Here is a 17,227-nt window from a genome sequence, read left to right on the forward strand (position 1 = left end):
TGATTTCCTAGTATTGTTCTTCTTCATTTGGAAAATCTCCGGACTTTACATCACGAATATATGATTCAAACGCATCTTTCATTTTTCCATAAAGATCTTCATATCTTCTTAAAAATCTTGGCTTGAACTCTTTTGTAATACCTAATAAATCGTGAGTGACAAGCACCTGGCCATCTACCCCATTCCCCGCGCCAATACCAATGACAGGAATGGTGAGTTCATCTGCAACTTTTTTGGCAAGATCAGCAGGTATCTTTTCAAGAACCAAAGCAAAGCAACCCAACGATTCAAGGTATTTTGCATCTTCTATAAGTCGATTAGCTTCCTCCTCTTCTTTCGCCCTGACTGTATAAGTGCCAAATTTGTAAATACTTTGAGGAGTCAAACCCAAATGACCCATCACCGGGACACCCGCAGTGAGTATTCTTTTAACAGATTCTCCAACTTCTTGCCCGCCTTCCAATTTTACGCCATGCGCACCTGATTCTTTCATGATTCTGATGGATGAACTTAAAGCCTGCTTGCTATCACCCTGGTATGAACCAAAAGGAAGATCAACTACCACAAAACTCCTATTCACAGCACGAATTACTGAAGAGGCATGATAAATCATCTGATCGAGCGTAATAGGTAGCGTCGTTTCATGTCCTGCCATGACATTGGAAGCTGAGTCTCCAACAAGAATGATATCTATCCCGGCATCATCAATAATCTTAGCCATGCTGTAATCATAAGCGGTCAACATGCTGATTTTCACACCTTTTTGCTTCATTTCTTGCATGGTGTGGGTAGTGATTCTTTTTACTTCCTTATTTACTGACATATAACATTATGTTAAAATTGAGCTGCAAGTTAGAAAAATGACTAATTTCGCGCACATTTAATTTTTACTTTATATTTGCCCTCCTTAAATAACCTATATTTTAATATGATTCATTTGAAGTCTTTCTTAATAATATTTTGTCTGATTGGAGTATCAGCTTTTTTCTCTTCTTGTGATAACGATCTTGAATTGATCGGACCAAAGGTAGAAGTGCCAATTATCTATGGAGCAATATCCATATCAGACCCATTTGTATTTATTCGCCTTGAGAGGGCTTTTGGAGACAACAATATTTCTCCATTGGAGCTGTCAAAAAATCCTGATAGCCTTTATTATAATGATGCGGTTGTAACTATTTCATTACCAAGCAAGAATTTTTCGGTAGAATTGGAAAGAGTGGATGCTACCACATTGGGATTTCCAAGAGATACAGGTGTTTTTGCCAATACACCCAATTATATTTATAAAGTAGATAAAGATCAATTTATTTTTGAACCTGGAGGAAAATACAATTTATCCATCAAGGTGAAAGGAAAGGAATATACCTCTTCTACCCTACTTATCAATTTAATTGAGATCGTGCAACCCAAAATTTCACAACCACTTCTATGGAATCCTAAGGTAGATGAAGTAATCACTCAATCACCTTTATTTTGGTTTCAAAATAAAGAAGGAAGCCAGGAAGAAGCAAGCCCTGCTATAGTTAGTTTATTCGTGCGTTTCAATTATAACGAACGTGACCAAGCAGTATCTCAAGAATATATCCCTAAAAGCCTGTTAATTTCTGTAGCCGAATCTGTCATACCTGACGGTAACAGATTTAGATATTCTATAAATAAAATATATGCAAAAATAGGAGAAAGCCTTGCAAAATCTGCAACGATAGACCGGTACTCCACTTCAGTAGACTTTGTGGTAGTAACCGGAGGCAAAGAGTTTCTTGATTACAATGAAGCATTAGCTGCCAATTCAGGTATCACAGGTACACAGGACTTTCCAATATTCACTAATATTATTGGAGGATTCGGTATTTTCTCTTCAAAAAATACTCAGAATTTTCCTGGATACTATTTGAGTGAATTATCTTTAGATTCACTTGCTGTAGGTCGGTATACAAAAGAGCTTAATTTCAGAAAATAAATCTCTGACAATTTTTCCACTACTTTTTTAATATCCTGCATTAATGGCAATCATTAATGAAAATCCCTGTGGATATATGACAAAATGTCAACCATTTCATTTTGGCATAAATATTGTTTTGTACTAAATAAATAATACAAAAACTCTAAACATGGGAAAAATAATAGGCATTGATTTAGGTACGACAAACTCTTGCGTTGCAGTAATGGAAGGTAATGAGCCAGTGGTTATTCCTAATGACGAAGGTGCAAGAACTACGCCATCAATAGTGGCATTTCTAGACAATGGTGAAAGAAAGATAGGTGCACCTGCTAAAAGGCAGGCCATCACTAACCCAACAAGAACGATCGCATCTATCAAGCGTTTCATGGGTAACAGATTCTCTGAAAGTTCTAATGAAACAGAACATTCTGCTTACAAAGTAGTCAAAGGCGACAATGATACAGTAAGAGTAGAAATCGATGGAAGATTCTATACTCCCCAAGAAATATCTGCGATGGTTCTTCAAAAAATGAAGAAAACTGCTGAAGAATTCTTAGGTCAGGAAGTAACAGAAGCGGTGGTTACCGTGCCGGCTTACTTTAATGACTCTCAGAGACAAGCTACGAAAGAAGCAGGTGAGATCGCTGGTCTTAATATCAAAAGAATTATCAATGAGCCTACTGCTGCTGCTTTGGCTTATGGACTAGACAAAAAACACAAAGATTCGACCATTGCTGTTTATGACTTAGGTGGAGGAACTTTCGATATTTCTATCCTTGAATTGGGTGATGGTGTATTTGAAGTTAAATCAACAAATGGTGATACACATTTAGGTGGAGATGATTTTGACAAAGAGATTATCAATTGGTTGGCTGATACCTTCAAACAACAAGAGCAAATAGATATCAGAAAAGACCCTATGGCGCTTCAACGTTTGAAAGAGGCTGCTGAAAAAGCTAAAATCGAACTTTCTGCAGGTAATGAAACGGAGATCAACCTTCCGTATGTTACTGCTGTAGATGGAGTTCCTAAACACTTGGTTACAAAATTAACCAGAGCAAAATTCGAGCAACTTACTGATAGCTTAGTTAGCAGAAGTATCGAGCCTTGCAGACAGGCATTGAAAGATGCAGGTCTCACTACAAGTGATATTGATGAAGTTATATTAGTAGGAGGTTCGACAAGAATACCTAAAATACAAGAAGCTGTAGAAGAATTCTTTGGTAAAAAACCAAGTAAGGGTGTTAACCCGGATGAAGTAGTCGCTATCGGCGCTGCCATACAAGGTGGTGTATTGAGCGGGGATGTGAAAGATGTCTTGTTGCTTGATGTAACTCCATTATCAATGGGTATCGAAACGATGGGTGGTGTATATGATGTGGTCATTGAAGCAAATGCGACGATCCCTACAAAAAAATCTAAGATTTACTCAACTGCTGCTGAAAATCAACCTTCCGTAGAGATACATATCCTTCAAGGTGAGCGTCCTATGGCTAAGGATAACAGAAGTGTTGGAAGATTTATCTTGAATGATATACCACCAGCTCCTAGGGGTGTTCCTCAGATCGAAGTAACCTTCGACATAGATGCCAACGGTATCTTGAAAGTAACTTCAAAGGATAAAGGCACAGGCAAAGAGCAAAGTATCAGAATCGAAGCTTCCACAGGTCTTTCAAAGGAAGAAGTAGAAAGAATGAGAGCTGAAGCTGCTGCAAATGCTGATGTGGATAAAGCTACAAAAGAAAGAATAGAGAAACTGAACGGAGCTGATTCTATGATCTTCCAATCTGAAAAACAATTGAAGGAGTACGGTGAGAAGATCTCTGAAGGTAATAAAGCTCCAATCGAAGCAGCACTTGCTGAATTGAGAGATGCACACAAAACTGAAGATCTTGCTAAGATTGATGCCGCTACTACTGCGTTGAATAATGCATGGCAGGCTGCAAGTCAGGAAATGTATGCTCAAAGTGGAGGTCAAGGTGAACCAACAGCTGATGGAACACAAGATGGCAACCATGCTGACAACAATACAAATGAAACTGAGGATGTAACCGATGTAGAATTTGAAGAAGTAGATAAGAAGTAATTCTTATTAAAATGAAAATTAAAGGCTGTCTGAAAAGACGGCCTTTTTTGTTTCAAATAACTGGAAAAATTTCAATCCCAGTGAACCCACAAAACAAATACCGAATGAAAATTTGTAATAGTCCAAATAAATTTGGTCAAACGACTTTCATACCGAATAGTGTTTCCTAAATTGCTCTGCTTTGGCAGATCAAAACGAAACCCAGCTCGGCATTGTAAAGCTCGGTATTATACGGCATATTTTAGGTCAATTTTATTTTTCCGTTTCCTATAAGGTCAAAATTCAAATGATTGTAGGGTGTAAACCAAATTGCACAATGCCAAAAAAGAAAAGACTAAACGAATAAAGATTCCTCGCTTCAATAGGCAAGACTTTAGTCGATGGGATAGGGTTATAAAATGTGGAGGCTGCACACCCCATTCTATAACCCCTCAGAAAAAAAATGCTGTCATTCCGACTAAAGGGAGGAATCTGCCAAATAATAATCAACTACTTTATTCCATCTCTTTATAAATTATTTATTTGAATATATAAGTTGTTGTGCAATTAGTTAATTACATGTGGCTGTATTTATAATACAAAATACTTCAAAAAAGAGTATATTCGTCTGATCAAAATTTTTAAAACTTAAATAATACTATTATGAACATTTCATTTTCTGAACTAAAAGTGCGTGCACTGAATTCATTATCCGGAAATTGGGGACCTGTGATAGGAACATATCTGGTTTATTTCTTAGTGATAGTTACTTTGCAATACACTTTTATTGGTGCTTTTATTGCAGGAGGTGCTTTGACTCTTGGAATGGCAATATTTAACTTGTCTGTCTCTCGTGGCAATGAATTTCGCTTAACCCAAATATTTGATGGATTTAAAAATTTTGTCAATTCAATGGTAACTTATCTTTTGAGTTTATTGTACATATTGCTGTGGACATTGTTATTTATTATCCCAGGAATTATAGCTACCTATTCATATTCAATGATTTTTTACATTTTAGCTGACGAACCGGAACTAACACCTAGTGAGACTTTGAAAAAAAGTAAAGAAATGATGGATGGGTATAAAATGGACTTCTTTCTACTCAATTTAAGCTTTATTGGTTGGGCGATACTTTGTTTATTCACTCTTGGTATTGGATTTTTATGGCTTTTCCCTTACATTCTGATCACTAATGCTAAGTTCTATGAAGAAGTAAGGAGAGCTTATTATGGAGATGCAGAATTTGGCGATTTGGATGAGATCGGCAGACCGGAAGATCCGGCAAATCCGCAGTTTAATTTCTAGGATATTTATTAAATAATATGACTAATAAGGGGATGACAATGTTATCTCTTTATTGGTTATTTCGGTGGTCGGTCGTCAGTGGTCAGTAGTCAGTGGGCAGTAATCAGTAGTCAGTAGTCAGTAGTCAGTAGTTTCAAAATTATAGGAAGAATTCCATCTATTTGAAAATTTTGTCGAAGACAAAATCTCTCCGTGATCTTTCTTAAAAAATAAAGTAAAATATCGTTCTACTTCTTTATTCCATTAAGTACAAAAAGGGAAATCCAATACCTCAATCCATTTTTAAATCTTTGAAGCACTGAAATAAATTTAAACACTAATAATTTTGAAGTAATGGCCCTCTGTGATATAAAAATCGGTAATTGGTAATGGGTAATAGATGATAAGTGATGTGTGATAAGTGATGTGTGATAAGTGATGTGTGATAAGTGATCAGGTAATCGGTAACCTTAGAAATTCCATCTAACTTCTTCTTTGATTATTATAAATACAATTAAATCTTCGAGTTCAATAGCCCTTGACTTTAGTCATGGGTAAAAGGTGGTGATAGTTGATGGGTAATGCTTAATCAGTAGTCAGTAGTCAGTGGTCAGTGGTCAGTAATCAGTAGTCAGTAGTTTCAAAATTATAGGAAGAATTCCATCTATTTGAAAATTTTGTCGAAGACAAAATCTCTCCGTGATCTTTCTTAAAAAATAAAGTAAAATATCGTTCTACTTCTTTATTCCATTAAGTACAAAAAGGGAAATCCAATATCTCAATCCAGTTTTAAATCTTTGAAGTACTGAAATAAATTTAAACACTAAAATTTTGAAGTAATGGCCTCTGTGAAAAATGGTAATGGGTAAGGGTAAGTGAGGGGGGTGTGATAAGGTGTGGTGAGAAATGGTGTGGGCGGTAATCGGTAACCTTAGAATTCCACTACTCTTCTTTGATTATTAAAACAGGCCCTTGACTTTGTCGGGTAAAGTTTGGGAATGCAATGTAGTAGTAGTGGTTGTCGGATCTCTCCGTGATCTTTCTAAAAATAAAGAAATCCTCTTAATAAGTCAAAAGGGAAATCCAATATCTCAATCCATTTTTAAATCTTTGAGGTACTGAACTACATTTAAACACTAATAATTTTGAAGTAATGGCCCTCTGTGATATAAAAATCGGTAATGGGTAATGGGTAATGGGTAATGGGGGTAATTTGATGGATGAGGTACGATTCATAAGAAATGATTCAATATGTAAAGTATCTGAAGAAATAGCCCCATATTTAGTTCAAGCAAAACCGCTCACTCGTTTATTATTCATTATTTCATTATTAATTCTTCATTACCTATATCATCCCCCTAGCCTTTACCTCCAAGTACTTATTAATGACATCTATCGTCAGATTCTGAGGTTCGGTGAGCACTGACATAATGCCATATTTTCTGAGTTCATTTACGATGAGCTTTTTTTCATAGGAGAATTTTTCAGCTATTGCCTTATCATAAATACCATGAATATCTTCAGATTTATTGGCCATTATCGCTTCTATCTCAGAATTTTTAAAGAAGACAATAAGCAACAAGTGATTTTTTGCAATGGCTCTCAAATATTTTAATTGTCGCTTCAGCCCATCTATTGTTTCAAAATTACTGAAAAGAATAAGAAGGCTTTGCTGGGATACAAATTTTTTGAGATCAACAAACAAGCGGCCATAATCTGATTCAGAAAAATCTGTTTGCACACGGTAAAGTTTTTCAAGTATATTATGCATTTGCCCAAACCTTCTATCAGCAACTACCCTATTTTCCAACTTCCTACTAAAAGTGGCAAGCCCCGCTTTGTCCTGATTACTTATGACAACATGACTAATTATTAGTGCACAATTGATAGAATGATCCAGAAGATTCAAACCATTAAAAGGCATCTTCATCACTCTACCGGTATCTATGATACAATAAACTGATTGTGCCTTTTCTTCCATATATTGATTGACCATAAGTTTATTTGACTTGGAAGTGGCAAGCCAGTTGACAGAGCGCCAATCATCACCCTGTACATACTCTTTAATTTGTTCAAATTCCATGGAATGACCAAGCCTTCGCGTTTTCTTTATCCCCGGGAAATTAATGGAATTCGAAAGCTGATTTATGTCATACTTATTTAGATGAATATAAGATGGATAAACAGCTACCTCTTTTCCTTGTTCTATCTGAAACTTTCTTTTGATAAGACCCATGCTGGTCGATACAAATATATTCATTGATCCAAAATGGAATTTTCCCCTTGTCTTAGGAAACAATGAGTAATTGATTATTTTCGATTTGCCTGCTTTGATATTTTCAGTCATAAGAAAATCTCTAACCTGAAATTGGTATGGAATTTCATCAATGATCTTAATTTGAATACCGAATTGATAATTATTGAGCACCTCTATTGCGACTTTATTTTCATCCCCATTGGATAAGCGATCAGAGCAACGCCTTTCTGCGATGATCCCACTTTTTAATCTATAAAGTAAAAGGGTATCCACCAGCGTAAATAATACCAGACCAATTAACAGGAGCCAGGATACTTCGATCAGTCCCGGAAAAAAGAAGCCCAACACCATGCTGAACACGATGGCTGAACCTAAGTAAAAGAATAGGTTGCTGATGTATATACTCTTAAAAAAACCTGCCATTTATATTATCTTGGGACATCAATAGAATCCAGAATCTGCCCAATTATTTTTGCTGAAGTGATATTTTCCATCTCCTGTGCTGGTGAGACGATAACACGATGTTGTAAGACGTATATTGCAATAGCTTTGATGTCGTCTGGTGTCACAAAATCTCTGCCCATGATAGCAGCATAAGCCTTCGAAGACTTTAGCAAAGCAATAGAGGCTCTTGGAGATGCCCCCAAATATAAGGAAGAATTCTCCCTGGTCCTCTTTGAGATCTTCGCTATGTATTCCAATAGCTCCGGTTCTACGATTATCTCTCTGATCACCTTTTGTAATTCCATGATTTCCAGCGCTGTGATCACGGGATGTACGATATCTTGTTTCCTTTCCAGTCTATTCGAATGTTCTTTATTGAGTATTATGATTTCTTCTTCAAGACTTGGGTAAGAAATATTTATTTTGAGTAGAAATCTGTCGAGTTGGGCTTCAGGTAACCGATATGTACCTTCATGCTCAATAGGATTCTGAGTAGCAATGACCATGAATGGTTTCGACATTGGGTAAGTTACACCGTCCATTGTAACTTGTTGTTCCTCCATGACCTCAAACAAAGCGGCCTGGGTCTTAGCCGGACTTCTATTGATCTCATCTATGAGGATGATATTAGAAAATACCGGACCTTTTTTATAAGTAAAAAGCGAAGTTTTAAGGTCGAATACAGAAGTTCCAAGGATATCACTTGGCATCAGATCCGGTGTAAATTGTATCCTGCTGAAACCTGAATCAATGGCCCTGGCAAACAGTTTTGCAAGGAGGGTTTTGGCTACCCCAGGAACTCCTTCAAGCAATACGTGGCCGTTGGCAAGCATAGCGACCATGATTAGATCAATGACTTTCTCTTGACCCACTATTACCTTGCTAATCTCTGACTTTATATTACCTAATTTTGAACTCAGGGAAGTGAGGTCGAGCCTGGATTCAAAATGCACTGTTTTTTCTAATTTTTCGTCTTCCATAGTTAATAAAATATTTGATAGATTAAATTGTCAAATGTTACGAGTATTGTTTTAGGATCCTGAACCTGATTATTTTGAATATTTCTGAGAATATCTGTCATCTCTTGTATTTTTTGTATGTCTCTTGCTGTCTTCATTGTCAGCATATGAACCATTTCCTGATCCATTTTATCAGTCGGAATATTGTACTCAGATCTGATCTTTTCCAGTATGAAAGAACTTCGGATAATTAACAACTCCATTGGGCTACCTTCCTGAAAATACAAATTGCCAATAGTTTTTGTAAATTCTACAGTGGTATTTTCAACTGGCGGAATGACGGGTACTATTCTTTGTTTTCTTTTAGCATTAAATATAAAAAACAATGCAGCTCCGACTAAAATTAAATAAAATGCATTGCGGAGAGCTTCCTGTGATAAAATAAAAGACAACGGAGCATTTGAAATGCTTCCCGACTCCTTTTCATTTGTAACCCAAACAATGTCTTTACCGGGTAATTGGCTCAATACTTGCTCTACATACTTATCAGAACCGGATTTCAATAAATAATAGTTGGTAAATACTGCCGGGCTACTGTGCAGAATAAGCAGCCCTTTACCCAATTTTACTCGGATAAAATTTGAATTTTCATTATCTATTTTACATTCGATAGTACCTAAAACGTCAAAAGTGTCTTTTTCTAATTTTAAATATCTTGTAAAATGTTGCAAATCCTGCTGCGAAGGAATGTTGAATTTTTGAGTACCGACTTTTAATTTAACTACTCCGCTATCCTGCCGAGAGTAATAGGTATTTAAATTCAATTGTTCTAAAAATCTTGCAGAAAAATAATTAGCGCTAATAAAACCTGTCATTCCACCTTTCACTGAATTGAGCACTTCATGCACGGAAGCATCATCCCAGGTCATATGATCATTGATATAAATAAAAGTATGTGGTGGATAAATTGTGTCACCTAACACATTACTTAAATATTCTAAAGGAGGGTTTCCCACTTTGGTCACATTTCTGTCCTTCAGCAATTCCTTAACTTCGCTGTTAAATACATACAAGCCTAATGGTTTCTTATCGGAAAGGCCGTAATCAGGGGTCCAATCCAATTCCTTTTGACCTCTGTTGTTTGGCAATAAAATCAGGAGGCCTAACAGGACCAAAACACACCCAATAATAACGATCGTACTTTTTTTCATTAGATGATCTGACTTATTGTAGTATCAAAATTATCCTTAACTCTAGCAAAATCTTCCTCATTTAATTCAGCTTCTCCGTACCAGGTATAATCATATATGTAAGACAAGTTTGCAAATGAAGTCCGATATTTTACATTTGTAAGTTCATATAGATAATCTGAATTTGTCTTTTCCGGATGAAATTTGATATGATGATATTTATTTAATTTTTGTAATAACCACAAGTAATAATACCTGATAGCAATACGCTTATCACCTGCATTCAATGCTATTTGAATTTTCCTTTCATATTCATCACCGGTTAATTCACCTTCGGTACTTTCATCCTGTGCAATTGTTCTATTACTCTTTTTGAATGGATTCCAATTTATGTCTTTGTAAAAGAAATATTTTAAAATATAAAAGAAAATAGCGATGATAAGGCTATAAATAACGATTCGGGCAATCAAGACTAACAGATCTACATTTATGCCTGGAAATAAATCTAACAACCGAGCTAACCAGCCTAAGTTGTACTGCTTGGGCTCCTTTTGTGGGTCTACATCATATTGTGCTGCCAGTTTTTTATACTCTTTTTTAAAATTCTTTTTAAACGCTACTTTGGAAATATAACCGGACGCTAATGAATCTTTTGGAAAGAAGGGGCCATATGGACTATCTTCGACATATATCTCACTATCTGTGCGCTGTTGCTCTTCGCCATTGTAATAATCCAACTCACTTTCAGAAATAGAATCCGACTGAGCTATACATTGCTGGATGGAGCAAAAGATGATAAAAAGTAATCCAATCGCTCTTTTCAAATCGAGGTAATTTTTTTCAAAACATGGTAAGGATATATCAGATAATAATACGAAATGAAAGCCAAAGTCATCAATATTATTAAAATACTTAAAAAATTAGGCATTTGATCCGAAAAGCGCGTAACAAAGCCCTCTAGAAAACCAGCTGCGAAGAAAAAAGGAGCTGTGCTGATGAAAATTTTAAAACCGGAAGAGAAAGCCTTTTTGAAGGAATCTATTCTTGAATAAGTTCCCGGAAATAAGATACCGGACCCGAGAACAAGCCCGGCCATAGTCGTAATAATGATAGAGAATATTTCCATTGAGCCATGGATCCAGATACCCCTCACGCTTTCCCAGAAAACATCTTCTTTGAAAAAGAAATATTGGAAAGAACCAAGCATTACGCCATTTGTAAGGGCAATATATACTGTACCGACACCTGCAAAAATACCATACAAAAAGCACTTTAAACTCACAAGTAAGTTATTAAATGTAATACCAAGGAAACTACCCCAGTTGCTTCCTGAATTATAAACTGCCACGGGATTGCCATTCCGGATATTGTCGAGTGTCATCTCAACATAGTTATCTCCCAGAATGAGTCTGACGAAATTATCATCATAAATAGATGATATTAGTCCAATTCCTACGGACAAAAAAAAGATCACAAATGCAATTATTAGCTGTTTTTTGTATTCGACCATCAAAAGTGGAACTTCGATTCTGAAGAATGCAACTATGGAAGAAGCTTTATTTCTTTTAGTTTTGTAAATCTTCTGAAAAGCTTTTGCACATAATTGATTCAAGTAGATCACTACCTTACTCTTTGGGTAATAAGTTTGGGCAAATGCAAGGTCATTGACGAGGCTGATGTAGAGTTCAGATAATTTTTCTGGGTTAATATGAATTGAACCATTACCAAAAGCTTCAAATTCCAGCCATTTTGATTTATTTTGTCTTATAAATGCGACTTCCTTCATCCTGATGTGAAAATATATATAAATGACTAATATCACTATAAATACCTCTCAAAATGTAAATATTAATTTTTCGCTTGCCGATCTAAGTAAGCGATTGACTGCTTTTTTTATTGATTTTCTGATAAAGCTGATTTACTTCATTCTAGTGATCATCCTTCTGGCGCAATCGCATATATTAAATGGATTGGACACCTGGAGTGAGAATTCTATTTATATAATTTGTTATCTACCTATTGCTTTTTACAGTCTTTGCCTGGAATATTTTAATGAAGGTCAGACATTGGGCAAGAAAATAATACGCATTAAAGTCGTCAAAATAGATGGTTTTCAAGCGAGTTTTATGGATTATCTTACGAGATGGGTGATGAGATTAATCGACATCCAAATTGGATTTGGCTTAATAGGATTCATCTCCATCAATACAAGTGGTAAAAATCAGCGACTAGGTGATCTTGCTGCCGGAACTACCGTCATCAGTCTTAGTAATACAGTCGAATTTGGACAAACTATTTTTGAAGATATTGACACGGATTATATGCCTAAATATCCTCAGGTATCTTTGTTGAATGACAATGATATGCGCATCATCAAAAACAATCTACTTCAAGCCAGAAGACAAATGGATGCAGAGCTGATTAGTCAACTCACTATTAAAGTTTCGAGTATAATGAATGTGACGCCGGAAGAAGATAATGATCAGTTTATTGACCGTGTTATAAAAGATTATAACTATTACACAAAAGAGAACTGACAATTGTTATTTCATAATTGTTAATTGTTATTTCCCTCAAACTTCATACATTCTAATAAAATTTTATTAATTAGAATTAGGAGCAATTTGGATTCGAAGATGAAGCAGTGTATTCAATATTGGAGCATATAATCTCTTCACTCCAATTTTCAGAAACCACCTTTTCTGACTTCTGATCTCTGAACTCTAGTGTCTAGTGTCTACTGTCTAGTATCTCCTACAAATTCTGGTCCAGATTTTTCTTACTTAATTTTCCGGAGATCGCCTTTATCTCATACTTAGTAAATTCTTGATTGGCCCTGAATCCAAATGAATATATGATCTCACCCGGACGAGTAAGTTTTACAAATTTATTAGTGTAAACTTCTTTTTTTAATTCGTCCCAAATCAACTCATTAGTCAGTAATTCTTCGCCATTTTTACTAACAAGATGCACGGAATCTGTCGCTATAATTAGATTTTTACGTGGTTGCCTCTCTGCTTTGTTCGCAGTGAGAATACTTGAAATTTCTTCTTTATCATCATAGAATGATACGATCACGCCCTTGGGAAATACATCTTTCGGATCGGCCTGGTCCAGAAACCTAATCATTGTATCATATTCGATCCTGACTTTTAGGTGAGCGGAGTCACTATAAATGATCTCACCATCACTGCTTGTCTCCATTGATCCACTGCCCGCTGTTCCTGCTACACGGTTTACTTCTTTCAAGTCATTTTCACAAGACATTACCATCATTGTGAAAAATAATAAAATTGTTAGAATTGTTAAGGTTCCGAAAATTCGCATGTGCAAAAGTGAGCTTTTTTAATTGATTGAAAAATATAATTTAATTTTTTATTACCTAACAAGGGTTAAAGACCCTTTAAGCTTAGTAATGTGTCCATTTTTATTTAACGTTTCAGCATAATAGGCATAGACTCCCTGACTGGCAACTTTCCCGCGAAAAGTACCATTCCAACCTTGTGATTCATCATTAGGTTCGAAGTTTAATCCTTCAAAAACCTGTGCACCCCACCTATTATAAATCCTCAAGACTCTGACAGCCTTAATTGATTCATTAGAATAAATCGTAAAATAGTCATTAATACCATCATCATTGGGAGAAAAGGCATTGGGTACAAAAATATCATTATTTATGACTCTTACTTTTAATTGATCTTCTGCAACACATCCAAATTCATCCCTAATCTTAGCACTGACGTATTGTTCTTCCTCCAAAGGAATTGTAAATCCATTTGCACAGGTATCACACAAAAATATACCAGGAGGAAACCAGTTAATTGAGATATTACTTCCTTCCAACAAATAGGAAGGTTTCAAAAGGATTGCATCTCCTGCTAGAATGACTGTATCAGAACCAATATCTGCACTCAATTCACCGCCGCAGCAATCCACCCTTAGAGTATCATTATAATAAGATTTACAGCCAAAATCATTTTCTACAATAAGTGAAACTGACTTATTACCTGATCTATTAAAGAATACTTTCTGATCCCCTGATGCATTTGCCGTCTCCGGATCTGAATCCGGTCCAAAGACCCACTTAACATTATTGATATTGCCTATTCCATTAATTGTTAAGTCCTTTATACTGACTGTATCTGTTCTGCATAATCCGTCCTTTTCACTAATATCAAAATCAGCCTTAAGGCCTTCAAAAGTGGCACTTCCACTGAAGCTAATTTCAAAAGCCTCATTCATGGAAGTGTAGTTGTTGATGATCAATGCATAGGTTTCCCCTGCCAACATGTCCAAAGGTTTGAGAAAGTTATTTTTTGTAGGTCCGCAACCCGCCGACTCTTCTGTATCAACTTCTCCTATTTGTAAACCGGTGGGACCACAACAATTATTATTCGTATTACATTGTGAAGGAATGACACCGGCCGCCATGCATCGCACTTGCTCCAGATCACAACTTTTCTCATCACCATTGACCTTATACACCACAAAGTCTATATCATCATCTGCATTCAAAGGATTTAAAGTAAATGAAAGATCACCAGGAGTTTTGCATTTCCATTTGAACCAAATGCTATTAGATTCAATAGAAGATCCAAAACAGGAAACTCCAACAAGTTCCTGGACAAAACCAAATCCCACTACATTATTGACAATAAAGGAATTTTTTGAACACAGAAGATTGGCTTTATCACAATCACTTCCTTCCTTTGGCGGTGAAAAATAATTATTGATACAAACTGAAAAAGCAAAAGGATCGACATCCTTGCTTTCGATCCTTAGTAGATATTTATGACCTTGAGTGATGCCTCCTTTGTACATCCATAAAACGTCGGAACCGCTTTTCTGTTCCTGACATAATATCTCCACTTGTACATTACAATCTCCTTCATATAATGAAGCGCTGACCTTATGACCAACTTCAGGCTTAATAGTTATGATTACATCACTCGCTACGCCATAGAAAGACAGCCAGATATCTTTTCCCAATTCATCATAACAAGCAGAAAAACTATTCTTAGAAGGTGTGGCATCCGTGATATTAAACGCTGCTGCATCGCTGCACCAGTCTTGTGCATTATTAACAAAATAAGCCTTTGAGCAGTCGTCATAAGGATTCTGACCAATCAAATGGAAAAAACTTGTTAAAAGGAATGGAATTAACAAAAAGTATTTCAACACAATACTGCTTTATTTAACTATAGTTACGGAACCTTTATAGATAACTGTAACATCATCAATAAAAGTAACTTTCGCTAAATATACAAAAACATCCGGAGGTAACTCCTGTCCCTTGAATAACCCATCCCAACCAAGCAATTCATCATTTGGGGCAAAATCTTTGCGCTCAAAAACACACGCACCCCAACGGTTGTAAATACGCAGATAATCTATCTTTTTTGCTACATAAGTCCCAAATCCTGTGAAGCCATCATTGATGCCATCAAAATTTGGAGAAAAGACATTTGGAAAGAAAAAGGGACGCTGAGCTTCAACACGAATCTCTATAGTATCTCTGGCTTCACAATTGAATTCATCGGTGGCAGTGACGATGATCTGCTGATCAACAAATGTTTTGATATTCGTCTGAGGGCAACCCTGACATTTTATAATACCAGGTGGTTGCCAAAAATAAAATATATTACTTCCCTCGAGGACTGCCGATGCTTCTATGTCTACAGAATCTCCAAGACTGATGGTAGTATCTCTTTCTACCTTAATATCATGGTTGGGACCACAACAAAGCACCTCCAAAGGTTTTGCTTTAGAAACAATGCAACCCTTATCGCTTGTCACAGTCAACACAGCAACTTTCTGTCCTCTTTTCAACCAAGAGACAGTCTGATTGCCAGGAACATTTGACTCAGTTGGAGTGGCATCTTGCCCAAAGATCCAATGCACCTGATCTATTGATCCTACATTGATCTTTGACTTATCTACAATAGTAATCTCTTCTTCCCGGCATGTAGTAGAATCAATAATTAAATCAAAATCAACAATGGGGCCTTCAAAAGTAGAGGTTCCACCGAATTCAATCCTGAAACCATTACCGGTGTTGGAGAAATTATTTACACCTAACATATAACTCTTTCCTTTTTCAAGCATCATAGGAGCAAGCCAATTATCTTGACCTTTATCACAATTTGGTGGTTCAGAAATATCATTGGCTCCTTCCCTAAGACCGGTTGGCCCTTTACAGGATGCCGCTTCACATCGCAATATTGTTCTTATGCAAGTAGAAATCGGGCCATTCAATTCATATACGGCGAAATCAAGATCATCAGTCGCGTTGAGCGGAGTAAGGGAGAAAGTAAAAGTCCCGGAGGTATCGCATGTCCATTTAAACCAGGTCGAATTGGTTTCAGATTCCTGAGTTAACTGAGGATCTGCAAGGCAAGGGGCATCATCAAATTCCTTCTTAACTGCTCCAACACCTTCAACTATCTGAACCACAAAAGGATCCTTACTGCAAAGAATTGAGGCTGTATTGCAATCACTTCCTGGATTGACCGGCGGAAAATAATTGTCAAGGCAGATATCGAAACTTCCTTCAGAATCTTCTTCGCCCTGAACCCGAAGAAAGTACACGTTGCCGGGAAACAAACCACCCTGATACAATTGAAGTACACCTCCTTGAGATAGGTTAGTTTGACATTCAAGCTCATTGATCACACCATTACATACACCGATATATAAAGCAGCTTCCGGCTTTTTCATTGTACCTGGTTTAATTAAAATAGTAATATCAGAAGCAATCGCTGTAAAGCTATACCAAACGTCATGCCCACCTTGTGAGAAACAGGTGGCAGGTCCATAACCGGATTCCACTGCAGAAAAATTATTGAATTGGGATCCTGAAGAACACCAATTCTGAACATTTGACAATTGAATAGCTGAAAAACAATCATCATTCAAAGCCTGAGCATTAATATCACCAATGTATGAGGTCGTAAATATTAATACAAGTAAAATATATCTAAAAGAATTGTATTGCATAAATATAAAGTAAGCTCTGTAAAGTTAACTATTCAAAAAATGGAAGTACCTTAAAACAATGTTAATTATATAGATGATGCCGTA

At 36.3% G+C, this 17,227-nt stretch carries 13 protein-coding genes; 4 read left to right on the top strand and 9 right to left on the bottom strand.

The window, feature by feature from the left end; genetic code table 11:
• Nucleotides 1–7: 7 nt before the first annotated feature.
• A complete protein-coding gene (gene panB / locus IPI15_RS12055) occupies nucleotides 8–823 on the bottom strand; it encodes a 3-methyl-2-oxobutanoate hydroxymethyltransferase (protein WP_287403798.1) in 816 nt (271 codons plus the stop codon).
• A gap of 114 nt (nucleotides 824–937) precedes the next feature.
• On the opposite strand from panB, the gene IPI15_RS12060 reads away from it, so the two are divergent.
• The 3 genes from IPI15_RS12060 (at nucleotide 938) to IPI15_RS12070 (ending at nucleotide 5,318) form a co-directional block, all read left to right on the top strand.
• Nucleotides 938–1,963 (top strand): hypothetical protein, encoded by a 1,026-nt coding sequence (locus IPI15_RS12060; protein ID WP_287403796.1) that lies wholly within the window; start codon nucleotides 938–940, stop codon nucleotides 1,961–1,963.
• 151 nt (nucleotides 1,964–2,114) lie between these two features.
• Entirely contained in the window at nucleotides 2,115–4,031 is a 1,917-nt protein-coding gene (gene dnaK / locus IPI15_RS12065; protein ID WP_287403793.1) for a molecular chaperone DnaK, read from the top strand.
• Between the two features lie 642 nt (nucleotides 4,032–4,673).
• Nucleotides 4,674–5,318, top strand: coding sequence for a DUF975 family protein (locus IPI15_RS12070; protein ID WP_287420483.1), 645 nt, complete (start codon nucleotides 4,674–4,676; stop codon nucleotides 5,316–5,318).
• A 1,324-nt stretch (nucleotides 5,319–6,642) separates the two neighbouring features.
• Here IPI15_RS12070 and IPI15_RS12075 read toward each other — a convergent pair.
• The 5 genes from IPI15_RS12075 to IPI15_RS12095 are packed head-to-tail and all read right to left on the bottom strand — an operon-like array spanning nucleotide 6,643 to nucleotide 11,933.
• Nucleotides 6,643–7,977, bottom strand: a complete 1,335-nt coding sequence (locus tag IPI15_RS12075; protein WP_287420485.1) for a DUF58 domain-containing protein — start codon at nucleotides 7,975–7,977, stop codon at nucleotides 6,643–6,645.
• A 5-nt stretch (nucleotides 7,978–7,982) separates the two neighbouring features.
• A complete protein-coding gene (locus IPI15_RS12080; RefSeq protein ID WP_287403786.1) occupies nucleotides 7,983–8,978 on the bottom strand; it encodes an AAA family ATPase in 996 nt (331 codons plus the stop codon).
• A gap of 2 nt (nucleotides 8,979–8,980) precedes the next feature.
• A complete protein-coding gene (locus tag IPI15_RS12085; RefSeq protein WP_287420487.1) occupies nucleotides 8,981–10,168 on the bottom strand; it encodes a DUF4350 domain-containing protein in 1,188 nt (395 codons plus the stop codon).
• Nucleotides 10,168–10,971: a hypothetical protein gene (locus IPI15_RS12090; protein WP_287403779.1), complete on the bottom strand. Its 804-nt coding sequence runs from the start codon at nucleotides 10,969–10,971 to the stop codon at nucleotides 10,168–10,170. The genes IPI15_RS12085 and IPI15_RS12090 overlap by 1 nt, the downstream gene beginning before the upstream one ends.
• On the bottom strand, nucleotides 10,968–11,933 hold the full coding sequence (locus IPI15_RS12095) for a stage II sporulation protein M (protein WP_287403777.1): 966 nt from the start codon (nucleotides 11,931–11,933) through the stop codon (nucleotides 10,968–10,970). The genes IPI15_RS12090 and IPI15_RS12095 overlap by 4 nt, the downstream gene beginning before the upstream one ends.
• Nucleotides 11,934–11,955: 22 nt before the next feature.
• Between IPI15_RS12095 and IPI15_RS12100 the strand changes: the two genes are divergently transcribed.
• Entirely contained in the window at nucleotides 11,956–12,684 is a 729-nt protein-coding gene (locus IPI15_RS12100) for an RDD family protein (protein ID WP_287403775.1), read from the top strand.
• Between the two features lie 217 nt (nucleotides 12,685–12,901).
• On the opposite strand, the gene lptC is transcribed toward IPI15_RS12100, so the two are convergent.
• The 3 genes from lptC to IPI15_RS12115 form a co-directional block, all read right to left on the bottom strand.
• Nucleotides 12,902–13,414 (bottom strand): LPS export ABC transporter periplasmic protein LptC, encoded by a 513-nt coding sequence (gene lptC, locus IPI15_RS12105; RefSeq protein WP_287403773.1) that lies wholly within the window; start codon nucleotides 13,412–13,414, stop codon nucleotides 12,902–12,904.
• A 111-nt stretch (nucleotides 13,415–13,525) separates the two neighbouring features.
• Entirely contained in the window at nucleotides 13,526–15,328 is a 1,803-nt protein-coding gene (locus IPI15_RS12110; RefSeq protein ID WP_287420489.1) for a T9SS type B sorting domain-containing protein, read from the bottom strand.
• A 9-nt stretch (nucleotides 15,329–15,337) separates the two neighbouring features.
• Entirely contained in the window at nucleotides 15,338–17,143 is a 1,806-nt protein-coding gene (locus IPI15_RS12115; RefSeq protein ID WP_287403770.1) for a T9SS type B sorting domain-containing protein, read from the bottom strand.
• Nucleotides 17,144–17,227 lie beyond the last annotated feature (84 nt).

It is taken from the genome of Candidatus Brachybacter algidus (assembly GCF_016707225.1).
GTDB lineage: Bacteria > Bacteroidota > Bacteroidia > Chitinophagales > Saprospiraceae > Parvibacillus > Parvibacillus algidus.